Source organism: Staphylococcus sp. HMSC059F04, from assembly GCF_001812565.1.
GTDB classification, from domain to species: domain Bacteria; phylum Bacillota; class Bacilli; order Staphylococcales; family Staphylococcaceae; genus Staphylococcus; species Staphylococcus lugdunensis.
In genome coordinates this window covers 186,236-208,178 of record NZ_KV809462.1, presented here as the reverse complement: position 1 = coordinate 208,178, position 21,943 = coordinate 186,236, and the positions used below count along the sequence as shown (strand labels likewise).

The window sequence follows — 21,943 nt, the reverse complement described above, 5'->3', positions numbered from 1 at the left end:
CTACTCCTTTATATTTATTTGAGTTGATTGACGTTGAATGATTGATGTTGGTATATAGATGTTTTGATTTTCTACATTAGATAGTTGTTGTTGTGCTAATAGATTAATGATTTGTGTTGCAGCAGTTTGTCCTAAACATTCTGTATTTATATTGATACACGTTTGTGGTGGTGAAGCACTTTCGGTTATAAATGAATAATTAAATGTTGCAGTGCCTATATCTTTTGGAATAAACACATGATTATCATATAACACGCTTAAAAGGTGTAGATTAAGCATTGCATCGGAAGTGATAATAGCATGAGGTAATTGCTGTAAGCATAATAAGTATTTGACAAATTGTTGTAAATCTTGGCGCTGATTTGATATGTTGTGTGCTTTAGGATATAAACTCGCATCGATCATTGCTTGTTGATAGCCAATTGTTCGATCTGCGGAAACTGCATAATTGCCTTTTTCGGACAAAAATAGAATATCTTGATAGCCTTGTAGGATTAACCAATCAGTTAGTTTATATGCTGCTTCAATATTATCATTATCAATATGGATGACATCATTTTTATTATAATTTTTACCAATAACAACAAACGGTATATCTAGATTAACTAATAATTGAAAGATAGGATCATTTTCTTTGGAATAAAGTAATATAAATCCATCCACTTTTTTGCTATCTATAAAATATTGAACCTCTTTAAACAAATCTTCTTCATTATTTGAAACTGTTGTATTGGTAGCATAATTAAATTGATTACATGTGTTACTTATGCCAGTAATCACATCATTATAGAATGGATTTTGGCGCAATAGATTTGTTTCACTTTTGAAGATAAGACCGATTGTGTTTGTTTTTTTAGTTATAAGTGTACGTGCAGCTTGATTAGGGAAGTAATTTAATTCATCCATCGCTGTTTGTACCTTTTGGATAGTGGCTAAACTAATTTTCTTGTTACCTTTAATGACTCTTGAAACAGTTGATGGTGAGACATTTGCATACCTTGCCACGTCTTTAATTGTTACCGTAAAATCACCTCTTTTATAGTAAACGCTTTCAATAGGAATTCTATAACATTTAATAGGTAAAAGTAAAATAATTATGCAAACGTTTGCATAAAATGATAAGAAGGGAGCGGGACTACGAATTCATAATGAATTCTGTCCCGCTCCGGCAAGGTTGACTAGGAATGACAAAAGCTTAGTATAAGCTTATTTTCAATCCAGTCAATAGTTCATAGCCAATAACATACTAATATCTCAGACTCTTAAATATTATTCTTCAACCCATTGTGTATGGAATACGCCTTCTTTGTCTTTACGTTCATAAGTATGAGCGCCAAAGTAATCGCGTTGAGCTTGGATTAAGTTAGCAGGTAAGTTCTCTGAACGATAACTATCATAGTAATTAATACTAGCTGAGAAACCTGGTGTAGGCACGCCATTACGAACACCTGTAGCTACGACATCTCTTAATGCATCTTGATATTCAGTTACAATACCTTTAAAGTAAGGGTCTAATAATAAGTTTTGTAATTCTGAATTATTATCATATGCATCTTTAATTTTTTGCAAGAATTGTGCACGGATGATACAACCTTCGCGCCAAATCATAGCTAAATCGCCCAATTTAAGATTCCATTCGTTTTCTTCACTTGCTTTGCGCATTTGAGCAAAACCTTGAGCATAAGAACAAATTTTACTCATATATAAAGCTTTACGAATTTTTTCTAAGAATTCATCTTTGTCACCGTCAAATGTAGCGTCTGGTCCATTTAATAATTTGGAAGCATTGACACGTTCTTCTTTTATGGATGAAATAAAACGAGCAAATACTGATTCTGTAATAATTGTTAATGGAATACCCAATTCTAACGCGTTAATCGATGTCCATTTACCAGTTCCTTTTTGGCCAGCAGTATCAAGAATTTTTTCTACTAAAGCATCATGACTTTCGTCTAATTTTGTAAAGATATCTCCAGTGATTTCGATTAAATAGCTTTCTAATTCACCAGCATTCCAATCTTTGAATGTTTTCGAAATCTCTTCATGTGACATACCTAATAGGTCTTTCATCATAGCATAACTTTCCGCGATTAATTGCATATCGGCATATTCAATACCGTTATGGACCATTTTCACGTAATGACCTGCACCATTAGGCCCAATATATTCTACACAAGAAGCACCGTCTTTAGCTTTCGCAGCTATAGCATCTAAAATATCACTTACTTTATTGTATGCTGCTTCTTGTCCACCAGGCATCAAAGAAGGACCAGTAAGAGCCCCTACTTCTCCACCAGATACACCCATGCCTATGAAATTAATGCCGCTTTGGGCTAACGCTTTATTTCGACGAATCGTATCTTGGTAATTTGTATTTCCTCCGTCAATAAGAATATCATCATCATCTAATAAAGGTAACAAATTATCTATAGTTGCATCTGTAGCAGGACCAGCTTTTACCATGAGTAAAATTTTACGAGGTTTTTCTAGGGAATTAACAAACTCCTCTAAACTATATGTTGGATGAATATTTTTTCCTTTTGATTCTTCTACCATTTCATCCGTTTTTTGTCTAGAACGGTTAAACACAGAAACACTGTAACCGCGTGATTCTATATTCCACGCCAAGTTTTTCCCCATTACTGCCAAACCTACTACACCGATTTGTTGTGTCATATTACTTACCTCTCTTGTTCAATTTTTCATTAGTATTGTATCATATATTATGAGTATACTTCATCTTACATAAACTTACTTAGCTACATTTTCAACGATTTTAATTAGTTGCTCAGTTAATTGACATAAAGCAGTCACTGAAATTCTTTCTGATGTAGTGTGGATGGCTTCATAACCAACGCCTAATATCACAGTAGGAATGCCTAACATATTGATTATACTTCCATCTGAACCGCCACCTGAAATTACAGTATCTCCAGATAAGCCTAATGCATGGGCACTATTTACAGCAATTTGAGTGACAAGTGCGTTGTCGGGAATTTTAAAACCAGGATAACTTTTTACTACATTTACTTCAGCAGCGCCACCCAATGCTTTAGCTGTAGATTCAAACGTTTCTTTCATATGATGTATTTGTTGTTTGATCATTGTATCGGAATGAGATCTTGCTTCTGCCTCTAAAACAACTTCGTCAGCAACAATATTTGTAGCAGAGCCACCATGAAATTTACCAATATTAGCTGTAGTCACATTATCAATTTGGCCTAATTTCATCTTACTAATTGCTTTTGCAGCAATATTTATCGCACTAACACCTTTATTAGGAGTACTTGCATGCGCTGTTTTACCTTTAATGATTGCCTCTAAAAGCATTTGAGTAGGTGCACCAGTTACGGTTGTGCCAACATCTACACTAGCATCTACAGCAAAACCATAATCAGCATCTAAAAGACTGTCATCAAGTGCTTTAGCTCCTAATAATCCTGATTCTTCCCCTACGGTAATAATGAATTGAATTTGTCCATGTAAAATATTGTGTTCTTGGATGTGCCGAATCATTTCTATAATAGCTGCTAATCCTGCTTTATCGTCAGCCCCTAAAACCGTAGTGCCATCAGAATAAATATAGCCGTCTTCTTTAATTTCAGGTTGAATATTTACACCAGGAACGACGGTATCCATATGACTCGTAAAATAAATTTTATCAACATCTCTATTCGTAATATTACTTGGTAATGTACAAATTAAATTGTTTGCACCTAAACCATCATGCTGACTGGCTTGATCTTCAATTACATTTAACCCTAATTGTTTTAATTTAGTTTTTAATATGGGTTGAATTACTGATTCATGACCCGTTTCTGAGTCGATTTGTACCAATTCTAAAAATGTATCAACTAATCGCGATTGGTTAATCACCTTGCCCACTCCTTCTTCTAAAACTTATGATTATAGTTTAACTGACTTGAGTTAACAGAGAAAATATAATGATTGCCATTTTGAAGTAAATCATATAAGGTTATTTTATATATAAATTTTATAACATTATCATACAGTGTTAAGGAGCGTTTCAATTGAATAACAAAGTTTTAAGAGTTATTATTATCGTCATGTTGGTTGCAGTTGTGGCAGCATTATTATTAACAAGTTTAGTGCCATTTATGCAATAAAATACAGGCATGTTGTAATGACATTGTGTCATGCAAGCATGCCTGTATTTATTATAATTCACTATGTAAGCGCAATGAGCCGAATTGTGATTTTATTTGTAAATAATCCTCTAATTCATTTAAAATCTGAATTAAACTTGAACGTGAATTTAATGCTTTATGTGTGGTTGGTAAAGGCAATTCATTTAATGTGAGTCTGATTTCATATAAAGAATGTAAGCGCAATACTGTATAGTCGTTGCTATTGACATTTTCACCAATTTCATACAATAAATGTGAGACTCTTTTAGCTATTGGATCGTTTATTTCAACATTTTGAAGGTGTGCGTGTATACGTTTTAATAACTCAAGTTGTTCTTGTCGCATATCAAAATAGTGATAGTATGAATTTTCATTACGTACAAAATGATTTTTTACATCTCTAAATGCGATTGACTTTCCTTTGCTAATATCTAACTGTAATTGCTTGAAATTCAATTTAATAATCTCATTTGATGATTTACATAATTGGCTAAATTTTAAAAAGACTTCTTTAAATTCTTGTTCAATTTTAGCTTTATAACGCATTAAATCTTTATCTAAACTTGGCATAATTAAATTCATAATAAAAGCAATACCAAGACCAACACATAAAAGCTGGATTTCATTGAAAATTAAATGAAGGTTAATTGCTTTAGCGTTAAAGACATGAAGTAAAATAACGCAACTGGTAACGACACCTTCTTGTACTTTTAACATCACGGTAACAGGAATAAATAACATAACGATTAAACCTAGAATAACTGGTGTTTGACCTAATAAACTGAAGATAGCAGAACCAATAAATAAAACTAAGATACAGGATATAAATCGAGATACTATCGCTTGAACCGAATGCATTTTTGTATGTTTGATGCACAACACAATAAGGATAGCACTTGAAGCATAATTATCAAGTCCTAGCCATTTTGCTAGAATGACTCCGAGAGTAATACCTACAGCTGTTTTCAGTGTTCTAAATCCAATCTTATAAGGATTTAACTTTAACATGTGTAAGCACCAATTATCTTTCTTCGCAGTACTTATCGAATAACGCTTGTAATTGATTGATGACATCCATAACATCATGTCCTTCAATTTGATGACGTTCAATCATTTCAGTGATTTTACCGTTTTTAATAAGTGCAAAAGATGGACTAGATGGTGCATAGCCTTCAAAATAATCTCTTGCTTTTTGTGTTGCTTCCTTATCTTGACCAGCAAATACCGTAACAAGACGTTGAGGCAATCTATCATAGTGTAATGCGTGTGAAGCTGCTGGACGAGCTACGCCTCCTGCACAACCACATACAGAATTCACCATCACTAATGTGGTTCCTTGTTGTTGTAATACTTCATCAACCTCTTCTGCAGTTGTTAGTTGTTGATAGCCAGCTTGTTCAATTTCACTGCGGGCTTGATTAACTACATCGTTCATATATAAATCAAAATTTAAATCCATATGATTCACCTTTCATTTTAAAAAGACTTTCCTTTATTCTACTAATATTGACAGCAATCTTCAATAAGCTTGTTTACTCGAAATGATATAACACAAAAAGCATGAAAACAAAATCAAAGTTGACTACGTTTTCATGCCTGCAAAATATTAATAAATATTTGTTGTCTCTATCGTATATTGTTCAATGCGTTTTTTAACGTGTGACATAAACTTACCTGTTTGTACCCCATCAAGTATTCTATGATCAATTGAAATACATAAATTTACCATGCTTCTAACAGCTATCATATCATCAATAACTACAGGTTTTTTAATGATTGATTCAACTTGTAAAATGGCTGCTTGAGGATGATTGATAATACCCATAGAAGAAACAGAACCAAATGTACCTGTGTTATTTACAGTAAATGTACCGCCTTCCATGTCAGCTTGTGTTAATTTTTTTGTCCGTGCTTTATTTGCTAAATCATTAATTTCTCTAGCAATACCTTTAATTGATTTTTCATCCGCGTGTTTAATCACTGGGACATATAACTTATCATCATCAGCTACTGCTATAGAAATGTTTATGTCTTTATGAATGATGATGTCTTCACCGTCCCAACTACTATTAAGAATAGGATTTGCTTTTAAAGCGTCTGCCACGGCTTTTACAAAGAATGCAAAGAACGTTAAGTTATAACCCTCTTTTTCTTTAAAGTTATTTTTATAATGATTTCTTGTTTGAACTAAGTTTGAAGCATCTATTTCAACCATCATCCAACCGTGTGGTATTTCTGTTACACTAGTTACCATATTTTGCGCGATGGCTTTTCTGACACCGTTGACAGGAATACTTGATGGTTGCAATGACTCAGTCTTAGAAGTTGTATTTCTAGTTGCTGTCGTAGCTTTAGTTTGTTGCTTTTCTTGACTTGTGTTATCGCTGTGTTGTTGAATATATTTTAAAATATCTTTCTTGGTTACACGTCCCTCAAATCCTGTACCTATTACTTGTGTTAAATCTACTTGATGTTCAGCAGCTAATTTGAATACTACAGGTGAAAATCGACCGTTATTATTTTTTGCGTCTGTATCTTGTGATTTATAAGAATTTAAGGCATTTTTTGCAGACTGAGATTCAGTTACGTTATTTTGAGATTTATCATCAATATGGTTATTTGTTTCTCCATGTGTCTCAATACGACAAATAATTGAATCAACGGCAACTGTTTCACCTTTATCAACAAGTATTTCAGTAATTGTACCTGATACTGTTGAAGGGACTTCAGCAGTGACTTTATCTGTGATAACTTCACATAGTGGCTCATATTCATCTACTGAATCTCCAACTGAGACTAACCACGTTTCTATTGTACCTTCATGTACACTTTCACCTAACTTTGGCATTTTTACATCCATTTTTATACACTCCTTAAAATGACGCAAGTTCACGCATTTTCGCTTCAATTTTTTCAGGATTCATCATTACTTCGTTTTCTAAAGAAGGTGAAAATGGCATTGAAGGTACATCTGGACCAGCTAATCTCATGATAGGTGCATCTAAATCAAAGAGACAGTTTTCAGCTATAATTGCTGCGACCTCTGACATAACACTTCCTTCTAAATTATCCTCTGTGACCAACAAGATTTTGCCATTTTGTTTTGCATGTTGAATGATTGTTTCCTTATCTAATGGATATATGGTTCTTAAATCGACAACTTCAACACTAATGCCATCTGCTGCTAATATATCAGCTGCTTGCAGACAATAATTAACACATAATCCGTATGTAAATACAGTTATATCTTGTCCTTCCCTTTTTACATCTGCTTTTCCAAGTGGCACGGTATAATAGCCTTCAGGAACTTCTTCTTTTAAAAAACGATAAGCTTTTTTATGTTCGAAGAATAATACTGGGTCATTAGATGCAATGGATGATAATAATAATCCTTTAGCATCATAAGGGGATGATGGTATAACAACTGTTAATCCAGGCGTTGAAGCAAAAATACTTTCGATGCTTTGCGAGTGATACAAACCACCATGAACACCTCCACCAAAAGGTGCGCGAATTGTGATAGGACAATTCCAATCATTATTGGATCGATAGCGCATTTTTGCTGCTTCACTAATAATTTGATTTGTAGCTGGTAAAATAAAGTCTGCAAATTGAATTTCAGCAATTGGTCGTTTACCTAAAGCTGAAGCACCAATCGCAGTACCTACTATATTTGATTCGGCTAAAGGTGTATCAATTACACGTTCAACACCATATTTTTCTTGTAAGCCTTTTGTTGCACCGAAGACACCACCCTTAACACCTACATCTTCACCAAGAATAAAGACATTTTCATCCTTTTCCATAGCGATATCTTGAGCTTGTAGAATAGCATCTAAATAAGATAATTTAGCCATTTTGACTACTCCCTTCTTCATATACATGTGTGTAAGCTTCTTCTACATTAGGGTAGTCTGCAGCTTCGGCATCTTTAGTTGCTTGATTGATGATATGTTTATGTTCATTTTCTATTTTATCTAACCATGTTTGATCAATAATGCCAGTGTCCAGTAAGTAAGATTTAAATTTGACATTACAGTCATTTGCTTTTAATCCCTCTTTAATACTTTTACTGCGATACTGATCGTCATCGTCAGAAGAATGCGGTGTCATTCGAGCTGTAACGGCTTCTATTAACGTTGGGCCATCACCATTTAATGCACGTATTCTAGCTTCTTTCATGGCAGCATAAACAGCAATTGGATCGTTACCATCAACTGTAATCCCTTTTATACCGTAGCCTATTGCCCTATCTGATAATTTTTCGGCAGCGTATTGTAATGAATCAGGCACTGAAATTGCATATTTGTTATTGATAATAACACACACTAAAGGCAACTTATGCACACCAGCAAAGTTTAGACCTTCATGGAAGTCACCTTGATTAGTACTTCCTTCACCGATAGTTGCCACAGCTATATTTTCTTTTTTATCCATCTTCAGTGCTAGCGCTGCACCAGCTGTATGTGGAATTTGAGTCCCTACAGGAGAACTTTGGGAAAGCATACCTTTTGCTTTATAGCCATAGTGGGCAGGCATTTGTTTCCCTCCAGAGTTAACATCATCTTTTTTACCAAATGAATTTAACATAATTTGATAAGGGCTCATACCCATATACGTTACAAAAGCTAAATCTCGATAATAAGGTGAGGAAATATCTCCTTCTTTAAGTGCGTAAGCCATACCAATTTGAGTCGCTTCTTGCCCTTGACCACTGACAACAAAAGGTATTTTACCAGCTCGATTTAATAACCATAAGCGCTCATCTACTTTTCTTCCTAAATCCATTCCTTTGAAAATGGCTTTTAAATCATCTTCGGTTAATCCGACAGATTGATAATCTTTCATTGTATTTCCTCCTAATTAAACGTGAATAGCTCTATTCTCTATTTTCAATCCTGCTTCCATCAATATTTCTGACATGGATGGATGTGCATGTGTTGTTAATCCTAATTCTAACGCAGAACCATTCATAAATTGTAATAATGCAGCCTCATTAATTAGTTCGGTAACATGTGTTCCAAACATTTGTATACCAATGATTTCCTTATCATCTGCACGAACTATAACGTCGATAAATCCAGCTTGATTGTCCGCTGACACTATCATTGCTTTACCATTTGCACGAAGTGGTAATGTATAGCGTTCGAATTCAATATCTTGTACTGTTGCATCATTATCATTCATTCCTATAGAAGCGATTTCTGGGTATGTATATACACATTTAGGCATTAATTGATAATCTATAGGAATAGGATTATGTTCAAACATATGTTCTACGGCAACGATACCTTCTTTCGAGCCAACATGTGCGAGTTGTAATTTACCTATACAATCTCCGGCTGCATATATATGTTGTTCTTCAGTTTGTTGAAATTTATTGATATTTATATAACCTGCATCATTACAAGTGATCTTAGTGTTGTTTAACCCAATATCTGAAGTGTTAGGTTTACGACCAACTGCAACTAACACTTTATCAACATTAATTATTTGGTTATCCTTCAATGTAAAATCGATTTTTTCTGTTGTAATATTAACTGTATCTTTAGTTAATTCTACATTTAAATGAAAATGTACACCACGTTGTTCTAATGCTTTTTGAATGGCTTGAGAAATACGCTCACTCTCAGTAGGCAGTACGCGAGATGATGATTCAATTACATGTACATGAACACCTAAATCAATCATAAGTGAAGCAAATTCTAAACCAATGACACCAGCACCAATAATGGCTATGCTGTGAGGTAATGTATCTAGATTCAATACATCATCACTCGATAATACAATGTGATGATCAAAAGGTAAAAATGGTAATTCTGTTGGTCTAGAGCCAGTTGCGATAAGTACAAATTGATTTGTCAGTAATTCTGATTGCCCATCAGTATATTCTACGGAAATCGTTCCACTTTGAGGTGAGAATATTGAACTCCCTAAAATTCGGCCAGTTCCATTATAAATATCAATATGATTTTGTTTCATTAAATGCTGAACACCTTGGAACATTTGATTAACTATTTGCGTCTTCCGTTGCATAATTTTGTTGAAATCAATGGAAAAATCATTAATTTTTATGCCATATTCACTACTTTGTGTAACTGTATGTGCAACTTCGGCAGATTTCAATAAAGATTTGGTTGGTATGCATCCTTTATGCAGACAAGTACCACCAAGCAATTGTCGTTCAACAATTGCTACTTTTTTACCAAGTTGTGATGCCCTAATTGCGGCAACATAACCTGCAGTTCCACCGCCTAACACGACTAAATCATATTGGTTTTTTGACATTGATAAAACTCCCGTCTTTACAACTTCATTTTTAACTACGCATTTATGAAGTTCAATGACTTTTAAATATAGTTATATATTAATTTCACTAAATCATTTTACAACATGTAATTTAACAAAATGAAGAATTATTCTTTATTTTGATATTTATTTACTCTTAAAGCTATAAAACTCAAAAATTATTTGCGTACTGTATAGTTTATGTTTTTGTTTAACTTAAACTTATAGCTAAATGAATTGAATCGATAATTGTTTGTAATTGATCAGATCTTGATGTATAGGAAATTGGTATTGCTGCTCCAAGTAGAATACTCGCTACTTGAGCATGACCTATCAATGTGAATGATTTATAAATGGCATTACCAACATCTATATCAGGAACAAGTAATGCATCAACTTCACCAGCTACCTCAGACATTTCATTTTTTTGAATAGCAATATTTTTGTCAATAGCATTATCCAAAGTGATTGGACCATCTACGGTAATAAAGCGTTCGTTCATTTTAGCAAAGTGCTCTTTTAATTTTGCGGCATCAATCGAAGACGAGATTTTCACAAAAGGTTGGTTAACCGATGATAAAATGCCAATATTAAAATGATCATACTCCATTGATTGCGCAAAACGTTTCAAATTAAAAATTGTGTTTATTTTTGTTTTATATTCCGGAAAACGTTGATATACGACATCACTTAAAACTAACGTCTTATAATATTGTGGTAAATCAAAACAAGCAATGTGATTAAATGATTGAGAAGCATTGCCAAATGCTTGTGTTAAAAACTTTTTAAAACGGGTTGTAGATATATTGCCTTTAACCAAAATGCTTGTTGAATCTTTTTCCAAATCTTGGCTACAAGAATAAAATAAATCTCGCAAATTATCATTTAATTTAAAGTGAATACGTCTTAATAATTGAATATCTAAATCATAAGAACGTATTAACTCGGAAGCATCCTCAATATCATATATATAAATATGTGCGTGTGTCGTTTTTAAAAGATTAATAATTGCAGCAATATATTTTTCTTCATTTGCAAATAAAATTCTTATATTTCCAGTAAAATTTTCTTTTTTCTGAATCAATTGTTTATAATGCATACGACTCAGCTCCACATCATTATTATTATGTTTAAGTTTGACGTTGATTTTGTGATATCATTTCTTTTGCATTTTCACGTGTTAAATCAGTAACATGTGCACCCGAGATCATGCGCGCGACCTCATTAATACGTTCTTCATTTTTTAACTCTTTCACATGTGTTGTTGTGCGACTATCATCCGAGGCTTTACTTATTAATAGATGGTGATCACTCATAGAAGCTACTTGTGGCAAATGCGAAATACATATAACTTGTATATAAGAAGCGATATCTTGCATTTTTTCTGCCATTTTTTGAGCAGCTTGTCCTGAAACACCTGAATCTACTTCGTCAAACAAAATAGCTGTTTGACCTCTTGATTTAACAAAAATACTTTTTAGTGCAAGCATGATACGTGATAATTCACCGCCTGAAGCAACTTTATTTAAGCTTTTTAATGGTTCTCCTTTATTAGGACTTATTAAGAACTCTACAAACTCAATACCGTCTTGATTCGGTTCTTCAAGTGGTTGAAAGGCAATTTCTAAATTTGCATCTTTCATTTGTAAATTGCGAATTTCCGCAACAATATGATCTCTTAATTCAAGAGCAACATTTCGTCGTTCCTTAGATAACTGTTGTCCTTTATCATAAACCCTATCTTTAAGTATGTTAATCTCTTCTTTTAGTTGTGCCGTACTTTCTTCGTAGTTTTCAATTTTTGAAATTTCATGTTCGAGCTTACTTTGATAAGTGATCAAACTAGGAATATCCTTGCCATACTTTCGTTTTAAATTATTTAATAAATTCATTCTAGATTCTGCTTCATTTAATACTTGCTCATCAAATTCTGTATTAGTCATGTCATCATATAGCTCGTGTTTAGCATCTTCTAAAGTATAGTAGAATTGATCTACTTCCTCTTTAAGTTTTTGGTATTTATTTGGCAAAATGTCATTAATAACTTGTAATTGATTGCTAAACTCATATAAACGATCGGTTATGGCATTGTCATCTGTTAATGTCATATGAGCGTTATTTAGTGCAATGCTTAACTTTTCAGAATTTTGAATACGATTAATGTCACTTTCTAGTTGTTCTTCTTCATCTTCTTTTAATTGAGCTTCTTGTAATTCTTCATACTGAAACTTCATTAAGTCTAAACGTTGTAGTAGTGCTTGATCAGCAGATTCAAGCTCTTCAAGTTCTTTTTGTTTCTGTTTATAAGAACGAAATATGTCTTGATACTGCTCTTTTAACTTTAAGTATTTATCTTCGGCATAATCATCAAGTAATTTTAAATGATATTTTTGCTTTAATAAGGATTGCGTTTCATGTTGACCATGTATATCTAATAATTCTTGCATAACTTTACGTAAATCTTGAAGGGTAACGGTTTGATTATTTAAGCGACAGATACTTTTACCAGAGCTAAATATTTCACGTTTCACTAACAAAAAATCTTCATCGATATCTATGCCAAGTTCGGAAAGTATCGAAATGGCTTCAATGCTATTATCTATGTCGAAGATACCTTCAATAATGGCTTTCTTTTCGCCATGACGCACAAAGTCGGATGACGCTCTCATACCAATTAATTGTCCTATGGCATCAATAATAATAGATTTTCCAGCACCTGTTTCACCACTCAAAACAGTTAGTCCATCAGAAAATTGAATTTCTAATTCGTCAATGATGGCAAATTGTTTGATTGATAAATTCTGTAGCATACATTCATCGCATCCTTATAATAAGTTAAAAATTCGAGATTTAATCTCATTACTAGCATTTTCATCTCTACAAATGAGTAAACATGTGTCATCGCCACAAATTGTTCCTAGCACTTCTGGCCAATCAATTTGATCCAGAATGGCACCAATCGATTGTGCATTGCCTGGTAATGTTTTTAAAACTAAAAGATTACCAGTACCTTCTATATTTACAAATGAGTCCATAAGATATCTTCCTAATTTTTCAAGCGGATGATATCTTCTATCGTTAGGCAAGCTATAAACATAATGACCTGATGGTGCTGGAACTTTAATAAGTTGTAATTCTTTAATATCTCTTGAGACAGTAGCTTGTGTTACATTGAGTTCATATTCATTCAAACGTTTAACTAATTCATCTTGAGTTTCTATTTGTTCGTTTGAAATAATTTCTCTTATTTTTATATGTCTTACAGATTTTTTAGCCAATATGAACACCTCTATTTACGAATATTTATACATTTATCTTATCACAATGCTAAAAGAACTACTACTAATGCTATTATGAATAGATATTTGAATTTGAACATAAAATAGTGTGAGTGTGTTGTGTACAAATGATTGACGAGAGATGTTTGATTCAAAATAATACGCTATTAACTAGAATATTTAGGTTGTGGCTAGAAAACCATTTATACATTTTGCAATTGTTTTGAATATTTATAAGTTGACTAGTTTAGTACAGAAAAACAACAAAAGGATACCCCTTTTGTTGTTATGTTATAATTGATTTTAATGATCACGTGTATAAAATAATTCAACGATATCTTTTAGCTGACTTATATCATAATCCTCTTTAAGTTGCTCAAGTTCATTTAGGGCAGCATTTTTATGCATTGCTAATTTTTCTTCGGCACCATCTTTTCCTAATAATGAGACATACGTACTTTTATGATTATCTATGTCGCTGCCAATTTTTTTACCTAATTTTGATTCTTCTCCATAAACATCAAGTAAATCATCTTTGATTTGAAACATTAATCCTAAATGTTGGCTAAATAAATTAAGATGCTCTGCAACATGCTCATTGACTTGAGCAATATCAGTTGCAGCCATGACAGCAAAGGTAAGTAACGCACCAGTCTTAGCTCTATGAATTTGTTCTAATGTTGAAATATCCACTGCCTGAGTCTCACTTTGCATATCAAGTGCTTGTCCACCGACCATGCCTAGATGACCACTTGCAAAAGCTAAACGTTGTATTAATTTAACTTTAATATCGTTATCAAGTTGAGTATCATTTGAAATGACATCAAAAGCTTTAGTTAATAGTGCATCACCTGCTAAAACTGCTTTCCATTCGCCAAATACTTTATGGTTAGTTAACTTACCACGACGATAATCATCATCATCCATAGCAGGTAAATCATCATGTATAAGCGAGTACGTATGTATCATTTCTAAAGCAGCTGCTGTAGCTAATCCTAATTGATAATCTTTGTTCAACATATCCAATGTAAGAAGAAGTAATAGCGGGCGAACGCGTTTACCCCCTGCATTAATTGAATATTGCATGCTTTCCTCAAGGTTTGTACCGAGCTTTGACTGAGGAATAAGATCGTCTAATACTTGGTTGACTTGTGAAATTAAGTCATTCTTCGATAGGTTCGTCATCATGATCTTCCTTTGATTCGTCTTTCATTAAATCATTCACTTTTTGCTCGGCTTCTTTTAAGGTAGTATCACAAGCAGCTGATAATGTCATGCCACGTTGATATAGGGCTAAAGATTCTTCTAACGACACCGTTTCATTATCTAATTTTGTAACGATATTTTCTAGTTCTTCCATCATTTGTTCAAAACTTTGCTGATCTTTACTCATTGTCACACCTTACTTTCTTAATAGTAGCTTCTACTTGACCATCTTTCATATTTAAAGTGATATCATCATTAACCGTTAAATCATGTGTGCTTGTCACAACTTGATTATCTTTGTGAATAATTGAATAACCTCGTAACATTGTATTGGTTGGGCTTAAATGATTAAGTTGTTCAACTTGATTATGCAATAATGTGCTAAATTGTTTTAACTGGTGTTGTATTATTTTTGTTAAATTGGTTTCAAGCTGATTCGTTTGTCGTTGTTCAGTTAATATATGCTGTTTGAAATTTTTGATGTTAAATCGTTGTTGTATTATTTGTAAATTTTGCTTTTGCTCTTTAAGCTTTGTAATTATTTTTAAATTTAACTGTTTTTCTAAATCATCACGTCGTTGTATCTGTTGATCGTACAATAATGAAGGTTGCTTAAATTTATAATATGATGAGATATGTTGTAATTGTTTGCGATGCTGTTCAATACGTTGTCTTATATATCGAGTTAATGTAAATTGTTGCTGTTTAATTTGTTGCATAAGATCATATTGATCTGGTGTTGCTATAACAGCAGCTTGTGTTGGTGTGGCTGCACGGATATCAGCAGCAAAATCACTTAAAGTAAAATCTGTTTCATGGCCAACTGCCGAAATAATAGGAGTTTGGCAATTATAAATTGCTCGAACAACTTCTTCTTCATTAAAGTTCCATAAGTCTTCAATAGATCCACCACCACGTCCAACGATAATTGTGTCAACATTTAAACTATCAGCATATCGAATTTTTTCAATGATATCTTGCTTTGCTTGTGTTCCCTGAACAAGTGTACTAATGGGAATCTTTTCGACTAATGGATATCGACTTTCTATTGTTGTTTGAATATCACGAATAGCTGCACCAGTGCTTGCGGTTAGAATGGCAATTTTTTTAGGATATTTTGGAATTGATTTTTTATATTGTTGGTCGAAAAGGCCTTCTTTAGTTAATTTCTTTTTCAATTCTTCAAGGCGTTGGTATAAATTACCTATACCATCTAATTGCATTTTATTGACATAGATTTGATAGTTGCCACGGCGTTCGTATACTGAGACGCGTGCCTCAATGAGCACCTCGTCTCCTTCTTTAGGATCGAAATTAATTTTCGCTGCGTTACCTTTAAACATCATTGCGCTAATAACACTATTTTGATCTTTAACATTGAAATAGAGATGGCCACTTGAATGACGTTTAAAATTTGATAATTCACCTTTAATTAATACAGATTGCAAATGTGGATCTTGATCAAACTTATATTTGATGTATTTAGTTAATGTACTGACACTTAAATATTCTGTCATAAATTATCACTCAATTACTGTTAATTTATATTGCTTAAAACACCATTGATAAATTTATAATGATCATCATCACTGAATTGCTTTGTAAGTTCCACCGCCTCATTTATGATCACTTTTGGTGGCGTATCACTATGCATTAATTCAAATGTTGCCATTCTTAAAATAATACGATCCGTTTTTAATAAACGATTTAATGACCAATCTTTTAAATGAGGTTCAATTGCTTTATCCAATATTGGCTCATGGTCTTTCACACCAGTAACCAACCAATGGATAAAGGTGAAATCTAAGTCAGGATGATCATCTTTAATAAAATTTATCGCTTCACTAATGCTTAAATCACTATCTTTCATTTCGAGCTGGAATAGTGTTTGAAATGCTTGAGTTCTTGATTCTTTTCGACTCATAAATAACTCCTTCTATTGTGTGTCTTATTTCTCAACTGTAATATGTGTGATGTGCACATTAATTTGATTTAATTCAATTGCCGTCATTGTTTTTATAGAATTAAAGATAGCGGATTGAATGTTACTTGCCGCTTTGGAAATTTTAGTGCCATGTTTTAAAGAACAGTAAACATCAATGTTAATGCCTTCCTCTTTAGCATCTATTTTTAATAGTTTATTAAAGTTTTTATGGTTAATTTTTTCTAAGTTTGTATTTTTTAAGTCAGCAAAATGTCCTGATATACCTTCTACTTCAGACGTCGCTATAATGGCAATCACGGATAAAACTTCTGGTGCGATTTCAACTTTACCTAAATTTTTATTTGTATAATCTGCAACATTTACCATAAATCGTACCTCCTAATTAATTTTCATCAGACATGACATTGTTCTGTTCTAAGAATTTAGTATTAAATAAACCACTTTGGAAAATATCATTCGTTAATAATTTTAAATGGAATGGAATAGTAGTATCAATACCTAATACTAAATATTCACTTAAAGCTCGAATTCCTGTATTAATGGCTTCACGTCTTGTTGGTTCATGAACGATAAGCTTTGCAACCATAGAATCATAAAATGGTGGTATAGTATAGTTTGTATAGCATGCTGATTCAACTCTCACTCCAAAGCCACCTGGAGCTAAGTATTGTGTAATCTTTCCAGGTGATGGCATAAAATCTTTATATGGATTTTCAGCATTAATACGAAATTCAATGGCATGCCCATTAATTTTTATATCACTTTGTGTAAATGGTAATGCTTCACCCATGGCCACTTTTAATTGAAGTTTGACTAAGTCAATGCCTGTTACCATTTCAGTGACAGGATGTTCAACTTGAATTCTTGTGTTCATTTCCATGAAATAAAATTGATCATCATCTAAATCATAAATAAATTCTACCGTTCCTGCATTTTCATAGTTAACTGCTTGTGCTGCTCTCACTGCAGCAGCACCCATTTCCTCTCTTTTAGCTTCAGTTAGAATAGGTGATGGGGATTCTTCAACTAACTTTTGCATGCGTCGTTGGATTGTGCAATCGCGTTCTCCAAGATGAACTACATGTCCAAATTGATCACCAATAATCTGAATTTCTATATGTCGGAAATTCTCTATGAATTTTTCAAGATATAATCCCCCATTACCAAATGCAGTCTCTGCTTCTTGTTGAGTCATCTTATATCCTTTTTCTAATTCTTGATCATTACGTGCGACACGAATGCCTTTGCCGCCGCCACCTGCAGTCGCTTTAATTATTACTGGATAACCAATATGATTAGCAATTTGTTTAGCATCATCAATCGACTGTAATAATCCTTCGCTACCTGGTACTACAGGTACATTTGCTGCAATCATTTCCGCTTTTGCTACATCTTTAATCCCCATTTTTTGGATAGATTCAAAGCTAGGTCCAATAAATTTTAATTGACAGGCTTCGCATAACTCAGCAAAGTCTCCATTTTCAGCTAAAAATCCATAACCTGGATGTACGCCATCACAGCCTGTTGACGTAGCAATTGATAAGATATTTGGAATATTTAAATAAGAATCTTTTGACTGAGTAGGACCAACGCAATATGCTTCATCAGCAATTTGAGTATGTAATGCGTCTTTGTCCCCTTCAGAATAGATTGCAACTGTTTGGATACCTAAATCATGGCATGCACGTATGATGCGTACGGCGATTTCACCACGATTTGCAATTAATACTTTTTTCATCATTTCACCTTAAATAACGGTTGGCCATACTCTACCATTTGTCCGTCTTCTACTAATATTTCTACGATTTCACCTGTAATCTCAGCTTGAATTTCATTGAATAATTTCATAGCTTCTAATATACAAACGGTTGAATCATTTGTAACTTTATCTCCGACTTGAACATAAGCTTCTTCTTCTGGAGATGGTGACTTATAAAATGTGCCAACCATTGGTGCATTTATTGTATTATAGTTTTCATCTGAATGTGGTTTTTCAGCAGTAGCAGCATCGTTTTGACTAACAGGTGAGGCTGAGTTTGATTCACTTGATTGATAAACAGGTGCAGCTTGAGTTGTATATTGTGGTGTAATGATTTCAGTTTCTTTTTCTTTTTTTAGACTAACTATATTATCTTTTTCTTGAATGTTGATTTCAGTTAAGTTTGATTGATCAAGAATTTCAATTAATTCTTTGATTTCTTTAAAATTCATATGAATGACTCCTTAAGATTGTTTTCCTTTACTCGTATATTTTACTGGACTGCTAGAGTCAATTCAAGCAAGGGATGTTTATTACTATGAAAATCAAAATAAAAGTGAGCTAAGACAGTTTATGTTTGCCTCAGCTCAACTCATAATGATAATAGATGGCGTGCTAAAATAGCATTATTAATATGCACAAATAATGGTCTATATCGTGTGCTTAATTCAATGTTGTATTACAAGGACTATCCTCTTGAAATGTAGCTACCATCACCAGTATTAATAATTAAAGTATCCCCTTCATTGACAAATAATGGGACGTTTAAAGTATATCCTGTTTCAACTGTGGCAGATTTAGTAGCACCAGTTGCAGTATCCCCTTTAATACCTGGTTCGGTTTCAGTTACTACTAACTCAACTGTTTTAGGTAATTCAACTCCAATTGTTTCGCCTTCATAAGATTGAATTTGAACTTCCATGTTTGCTTTTAAGTAATTTAATTCATCTTTTAAATAATCTCCAGATAATTCAGTTTGATCAAATGTTTCATTGTCCATAAATACATGGTTATCTCCGTCAGCATATAGATATTGCATACGACGATTTTCAATCATAGCTTGTTCGACTTTTTCACCAGCGCGGAAAGTTTTTTCTTGAATAGCACCTGTTCTTAAGTTACGTAATTTCGAACGAACAAAGGCAGAACCTTTACCTGGTTTTACATGTTGGAAGTCGATAACTTTCCAAATAGCATTATCTACAGAAATTGTTAAACCTGTTTTAAAATCATTAACCGAAATCATTCAGTTTCCTCCTCAATTATACGCTTTCTATAAAATAATAAGGTCTTTCGTACATTTAGTAAAGACTTCGCAGCCATTTTCTGTAATTAAAATGTCGTCTTCTATTCGAACACCACCAAGACCTTCAACATAAATACCTGGTTCAATGGTAACACAATTATTAACTTTTAATGTATTATTCGTGTTTTTTGATAACAAAGGCCCTTCATGAATGTCTAATCCGATACCATGCCCTAAAGAGTGACCAAACGCGTCCCCATAGCCATGCTTGTCAATATAATCTCTTGCCAAAGCATCAGCTTGTTGTGTGGTCATACCTGCTTTAATTTGATTGATTGCTAATTGCTGTGACTCTAATACAATATTGTATATTTCTTCCAATTGAGCTTTAGGTTTTCCTATGCCGAATGTACGTGTTATATCAGAACAATAACCATGATAATATGCTCCGAAATCTAAAGTAATCATATCCCCTTGCTCAATGATTTTATCACTAGCCACACCATGTGGTAATGCACCACGATAGCCCGATGCAACAATCGTATCAAATGATGGTCCATCTGCACCAAGATGTAGCATTTTACTTTCTAATAAAGCTTTTATTTCTTTTTCAGTCATGCCTGCTTTAGCGACGGTTAAAATATAATTATATGTATCGTCAACGATATGTGCTGCTTCTTTAATGAGGTCGATTTCAGCGGATGATTTTATTTCACGAATCGTTTCGATTTCATTTGCAATTGAACTAAAAGTAATCGTATTATCTTGTAATGATTTATAGGTATCGTAACTTACTAAATGCCCCTCGAAACCAATTATGGAGAAGCCCTTATCTAGTAGCACTTGTTTTACTTCTGTGATAAGATTATGCGTACGATTTATAATTTCAAAATCAGTTGCCTGTTCTGTAGCTTGTTTAATATATCTAAAATCTGTGATTAATATATTTTGTTGCTGACTAATAATTAAAGCGCCGCTTGTGCCAGTAAACCCAGATAAATATCTTCGGTTAAAATCGGATAATATCACAATAGCATCTAACTTTTTAGCATCTAATATCTGTTGGCGTACTTGGGATAATTTACTCATAATTAATCCTCCTTAGTTAACATTTGTAGTATTTTTATCTATACTTTAAAATGATAGCATAATAATTGGAGAAATAAAGTGATATTCAAACAGGGAGATACGTATGAAAAAAATAGTTTTGGCAATCGGTGCGTCGTTACTCTTAGCGGGTTGTGGATCTCAAAATTTAGGACCACTTGAAGATAAAACGACACAGTTAAGAGATGATAATCATCAGCTTAAATTAAAAATTCAAGAATTAAACAGTGAAGTTACATCAGAAAAAGAAAAAGTTAAAGCTTTAGAAAAAGATAAAAATAATAAAAAACAAGCAGCATCAAATAACCAAGAAGCTAAATTTCTTAAAGCTTCTGCTGAATATTATCAACAAATTACTAAGGCTATAGATATGTATAATAAACTTGATTTGACTAAAACTTCATCTAAGGTTAAAAAAGAGAACCTAGACAAATTAGATGAAATCGATAATAAACTTTCTGAAGCCTATTCAAATTATCAATCTTCTGTGAATGAGCATGATTTAAATAGTGATAATAAGAAAAAACATAAAGTTATCAAATCATTAAATAAAGATTTAACATCAGCTTTAGATGATATCAAATCTGGATATCAGTCAAAGGATACTAAGAAATTAAAAAAAGGACAATCAGAACTTGGACAAGTTAATTTAAGTGACAATCAAACAACAAAATAAGCAATGAATTATATCGAGGAGTTTTAATGTGAAAAATTTTATATTTTATCTTGTTCTAGCTATAGCAGCTATAGGATTAATCTTGAATTTTAATGTATTCGTAGTTTCATTTGCCAAGACAATTTTTGGGCTTATCATTATCATCATAATTATTTATTTAATTTACTATTTCTTCTTTTTGACTGAGGATCAGCGCAAATATCGTCGTGCTGTAAGAAAATATCGAAAAAGACATCGTAAATAAGTACAATAAGACAGGGTCTGGGACATTAAGTTCTTAAACAATGTAA

The 21,943-nt window shown here is 33.0% G+C and carries 24 protein-coding genes; 3 read left to right on the top strand and 21 right to left on the bottom strand.

The annotated features are described in order from the left end of the window. The 3 genes from HMPREF2864_RS01515 to HMPREF2864_RS01505 all read right to left on the bottom strand — a co-directional run bounded on the left by HMPREF2864_RS01515 (window position 1) and on the right by HMPREF2864_RS01505 (window position 3,876). Window positions 1–1,056 carry a LacI family DNA-binding transcriptional regulator gene (locus HMPREF2864_RS01515; RefSeq protein WP_172452324.1) on the bottom strand — a complete coding sequence of 352 codons (1,056 nt, stop codon included), beginning with the start codon at window positions 1,054–1,056 and terminating at the stop codon, window positions 1–3. A gap of 213 nt (window positions 1,057–1,269) precedes the next feature. After that, window positions 1,270–2,676: an NADP-dependent phosphogluconate dehydrogenase gene (gene gndA / locus HMPREF2864_RS01510; RefSeq protein ID WP_070544814.1), complete on the bottom strand. Its 1,407-nt coding sequence runs from the start codon at window positions 2,674–2,676 to the stop codon at window positions 1,270–1,272. A gap of 75 nt (window positions 2,677–2,751) precedes the next feature. Next, window positions 2,752–3,876, bottom strand: a complete 1,125-nt coding sequence (locus tag HMPREF2864_RS01505; RefSeq protein ID WP_070544813.1) for a M20/M25/M40 family metallo-hydrolase — start codon at window positions 3,874–3,876, stop codon at window positions 2,752–2,754. 155 nt (window positions 3,877–4,031) lie between these two features. Here HMPREF2864_RS01505 and prli42 point away from each other — a divergent pair, with 155 nt between their 5' ends. After that, window positions 4,032–4,127: a stressosome-associated protein Prli42 gene (prli42, locus tag HMPREF2864_RS12105; RefSeq protein ID WP_014533303.1), complete on the top strand. Its 96-nt coding sequence runs from the start codon at window positions 4,032–4,034 to the stop codon at window positions 4,125–4,127. A gap of 51 nt (window positions 4,128–4,178) precedes the next feature. On the opposite strand, the gene HMPREF2864_RS01500 is transcribed toward prli42, so the two are convergent. The 18 genes from HMPREF2864_RS01500 to HMPREF2864_RS01415 all read right to left on the bottom strand — a co-directional run bounded on the left by HMPREF2864_RS01500 (window position 4,179) and on the right by HMPREF2864_RS01415 (window position 20,959). Continuing rightward, window positions 4,179–5,156 (bottom strand): aromatic acid exporter family protein, encoded by a 978-nt coding sequence (locus tag HMPREF2864_RS01500; RefSeq protein ID WP_002459046.1) that lies wholly within the window; start codon window positions 5,154–5,156, stop codon window positions 4,179–4,181. 13 nt (window positions 5,157–5,169) lie between these two features. Further along, window positions 5,170–5,607 carry a bacilliredoxin BrxB gene (gene brxB, locus HMPREF2864_RS01495; RefSeq protein ID WP_070544812.1) on the bottom strand — a complete coding sequence of 146 codons (438 nt, stop codon included), beginning with the start codon at window positions 5,605–5,607 and terminating at the stop codon, window positions 5,170–5,172. Window positions 5,608–5,754: 147 nt separating this feature from the next. Beyond that, window positions 5,755–7,008 (bottom strand): dihydrolipoamide acetyltransferase family protein, encoded by a 1,254-nt coding sequence (locus tag HMPREF2864_RS01490; RefSeq protein ID WP_037544353.1) that lies wholly within the window; start codon window positions 7,006–7,008, stop codon window positions 5,755–5,757. 13 nt (window positions 7,009–7,021) lie between these two features. Beyond that, window positions 7,022–8,005, bottom strand: a complete 984-nt coding sequence (locus tag HMPREF2864_RS01485) for an alpha-ketoacid dehydrogenase subunit beta (RefSeq protein ID WP_002478144.1) — start codon at window positions 8,003–8,005, stop codon at window positions 7,022–7,024. Beyond that, a complete protein-coding gene (locus tag HMPREF2864_RS01480; RefSeq protein WP_002459042.1) occupies window positions 7,998–8,996 on the bottom strand; it encodes a thiamine pyrophosphate-dependent dehydrogenase E1 component subunit alpha in 999 nt (332 codons plus the stop codon). The genes HMPREF2864_RS01485 and HMPREF2864_RS01480 overlap by 8 nt, the downstream gene beginning before the upstream one ends. Window positions 8,997–9,011: 15 nt before the next feature. Continuing rightward, window positions 9,012–10,436, bottom strand: coding sequence for a dihydrolipoyl dehydrogenase (gene lpdA / locus HMPREF2864_RS01475; RefSeq protein WP_002459041.1), 1,425 nt, complete (start codon window positions 10,434–10,436; stop codon window positions 9,012–9,014). Window positions 10,437–10,647: 211 nt separating this feature from the next. After that, window positions 10,648–11,535 (bottom strand): phosphate acyltransferase, encoded by an 888-nt coding sequence (locus tag HMPREF2864_RS01470; protein ID WP_002459040.1) that lies wholly within the window; start codon window positions 11,533–11,535, stop codon window positions 10,648–10,650. Window positions 11,536–11,566: 31 nt separating this feature from the next. Continuing rightward, window positions 11,567–13,246: a DNA repair protein RecN gene (gene recN, locus HMPREF2864_RS01465; protein WP_002459039.1), complete on the bottom strand. Its 1,680-nt coding sequence runs from the start codon at window positions 13,244–13,246 to the stop codon at window positions 11,567–11,569. 15 nt (window positions 13,247–13,261) lie between these two features. Next, complete coding sequence (gene ahrC / locus HMPREF2864_RS01460; RefSeq protein ID WP_002478141.1) at window positions 13,262–13,714, bottom strand: transcriptional regulator AhrC/ArgR; 453 nt, start codon at window positions 13,712–13,714, stop codon at window positions 13,262–13,264. Between the two features lie 303 nt (window positions 13,715–14,017). Beyond that, window positions 14,018–14,899 (bottom strand): polyprenyl synthetase family protein, encoded by an 882-nt coding sequence (locus HMPREF2864_RS01455; RefSeq protein ID WP_037540760.1) that lies wholly within the window; start codon window positions 14,897–14,899, stop codon window positions 14,018–14,020. Next, on the bottom strand, window positions 14,877–15,107 hold the full coding sequence (locus HMPREF2864_RS01450) for an exodeoxyribonuclease VII small subunit (RefSeq protein WP_002459036.1): 231 nt from the start codon (window positions 15,105–15,107) through the stop codon (window positions 14,877–14,879). The genes HMPREF2864_RS01455 and HMPREF2864_RS01450 overlap by 23 nt, the downstream gene beginning before the upstream one ends. Continuing rightward, window positions 15,100–16,437 carry an exodeoxyribonuclease VII large subunit gene (xseA, locus tag HMPREF2864_RS01445; protein ID WP_002459035.1) on the bottom strand — a complete coding sequence of 446 codons (1,338 nt, stop codon included), beginning with the start codon at window positions 16,435–16,437 and terminating at the stop codon, window positions 15,100–15,102. The genes HMPREF2864_RS01450 and xseA overlap by 8 nt, the downstream gene beginning before the upstream one ends. Window positions 16,438–16,457: 20 nt before the next feature. Then, entirely contained in the window at window positions 16,458–16,844 is a 387-nt protein-coding gene (gene nusB, locus HMPREF2864_RS01440) for a transcription antitermination factor NusB (protein WP_070544811.1), read from the bottom strand. Window positions 16,845–16,868: 24 nt separating this feature from the next. After that, entirely contained in the window at window positions 16,869–17,231 is a 363-nt protein-coding gene (locus HMPREF2864_RS01435) for an Asp23/Gls24 family envelope stress response protein (RefSeq protein WP_002459033.1), read from the bottom strand. Between the two features lie 16 nt (window positions 17,232–17,247). Beyond that, entirely contained in the window at window positions 17,248–18,603 is a 1,356-nt protein-coding gene (accC, locus tag HMPREF2864_RS01430) for an acetyl-CoA carboxylase biotin carboxylase subunit (protein ID WP_002478138.1), read from the bottom strand. Then, complete coding sequence (accB, locus tag HMPREF2864_RS01425; RefSeq protein ID WP_002459031.1) at window positions 18,603–19,076, bottom strand: acetyl-CoA carboxylase biotin carboxyl carrier protein; 474 nt, start codon at window positions 19,074–19,076, stop codon at window positions 18,603–18,605. The genes accC and accB overlap by 1 nt, the downstream gene beginning before the upstream one ends. A gap of 236 nt (window positions 19,077–19,312) precedes the next feature. Beyond that, complete coding sequence (gene efp / locus HMPREF2864_RS01420) at window positions 19,313–19,870, bottom strand: elongation factor P (RefSeq protein ID WP_002459030.1); 558 nt, start codon at window positions 19,868–19,870, stop codon at window positions 19,313–19,315. A gap of 27 nt (window positions 19,871–19,897) precedes the next feature. After that, a complete protein-coding gene (locus tag HMPREF2864_RS01415) occupies window positions 19,898–20,959 on the bottom strand; it encodes a M24 family metallopeptidase (RefSeq protein ID WP_070544810.1) in 1,062 nt (353 codons plus the stop codon). Window positions 20,960–21,062: 103 nt separating this feature from the next. On the opposite strand from HMPREF2864_RS01415, the gene HMPREF2864_RS01410 reads away from it, so the two are divergent. Both HMPREF2864_RS01410 and HMPREF2864_RS01405 read left to right on the top strand, forming a co-directional pair. Then, on the top strand, window positions 21,063–21,653 hold the full coding sequence (locus HMPREF2864_RS01410; protein ID WP_002478136.1) for a putative periplasmic lipoprotein: 591 nt from the start codon (window positions 21,063–21,065) through the stop codon (window positions 21,651–21,653). 28 nt (window positions 21,654–21,681) lie between these two features. After that, window positions 21,682–21,897, top strand: a complete 216-nt coding sequence (locus tag HMPREF2864_RS01405; protein ID WP_002459027.1) for an SA1362 family protein — start codon at window positions 21,682–21,684, stop codon at window positions 21,895–21,897. The last annotated feature ends 46 nt before the right edge of the window (window positions 21,898–21,943 follow it).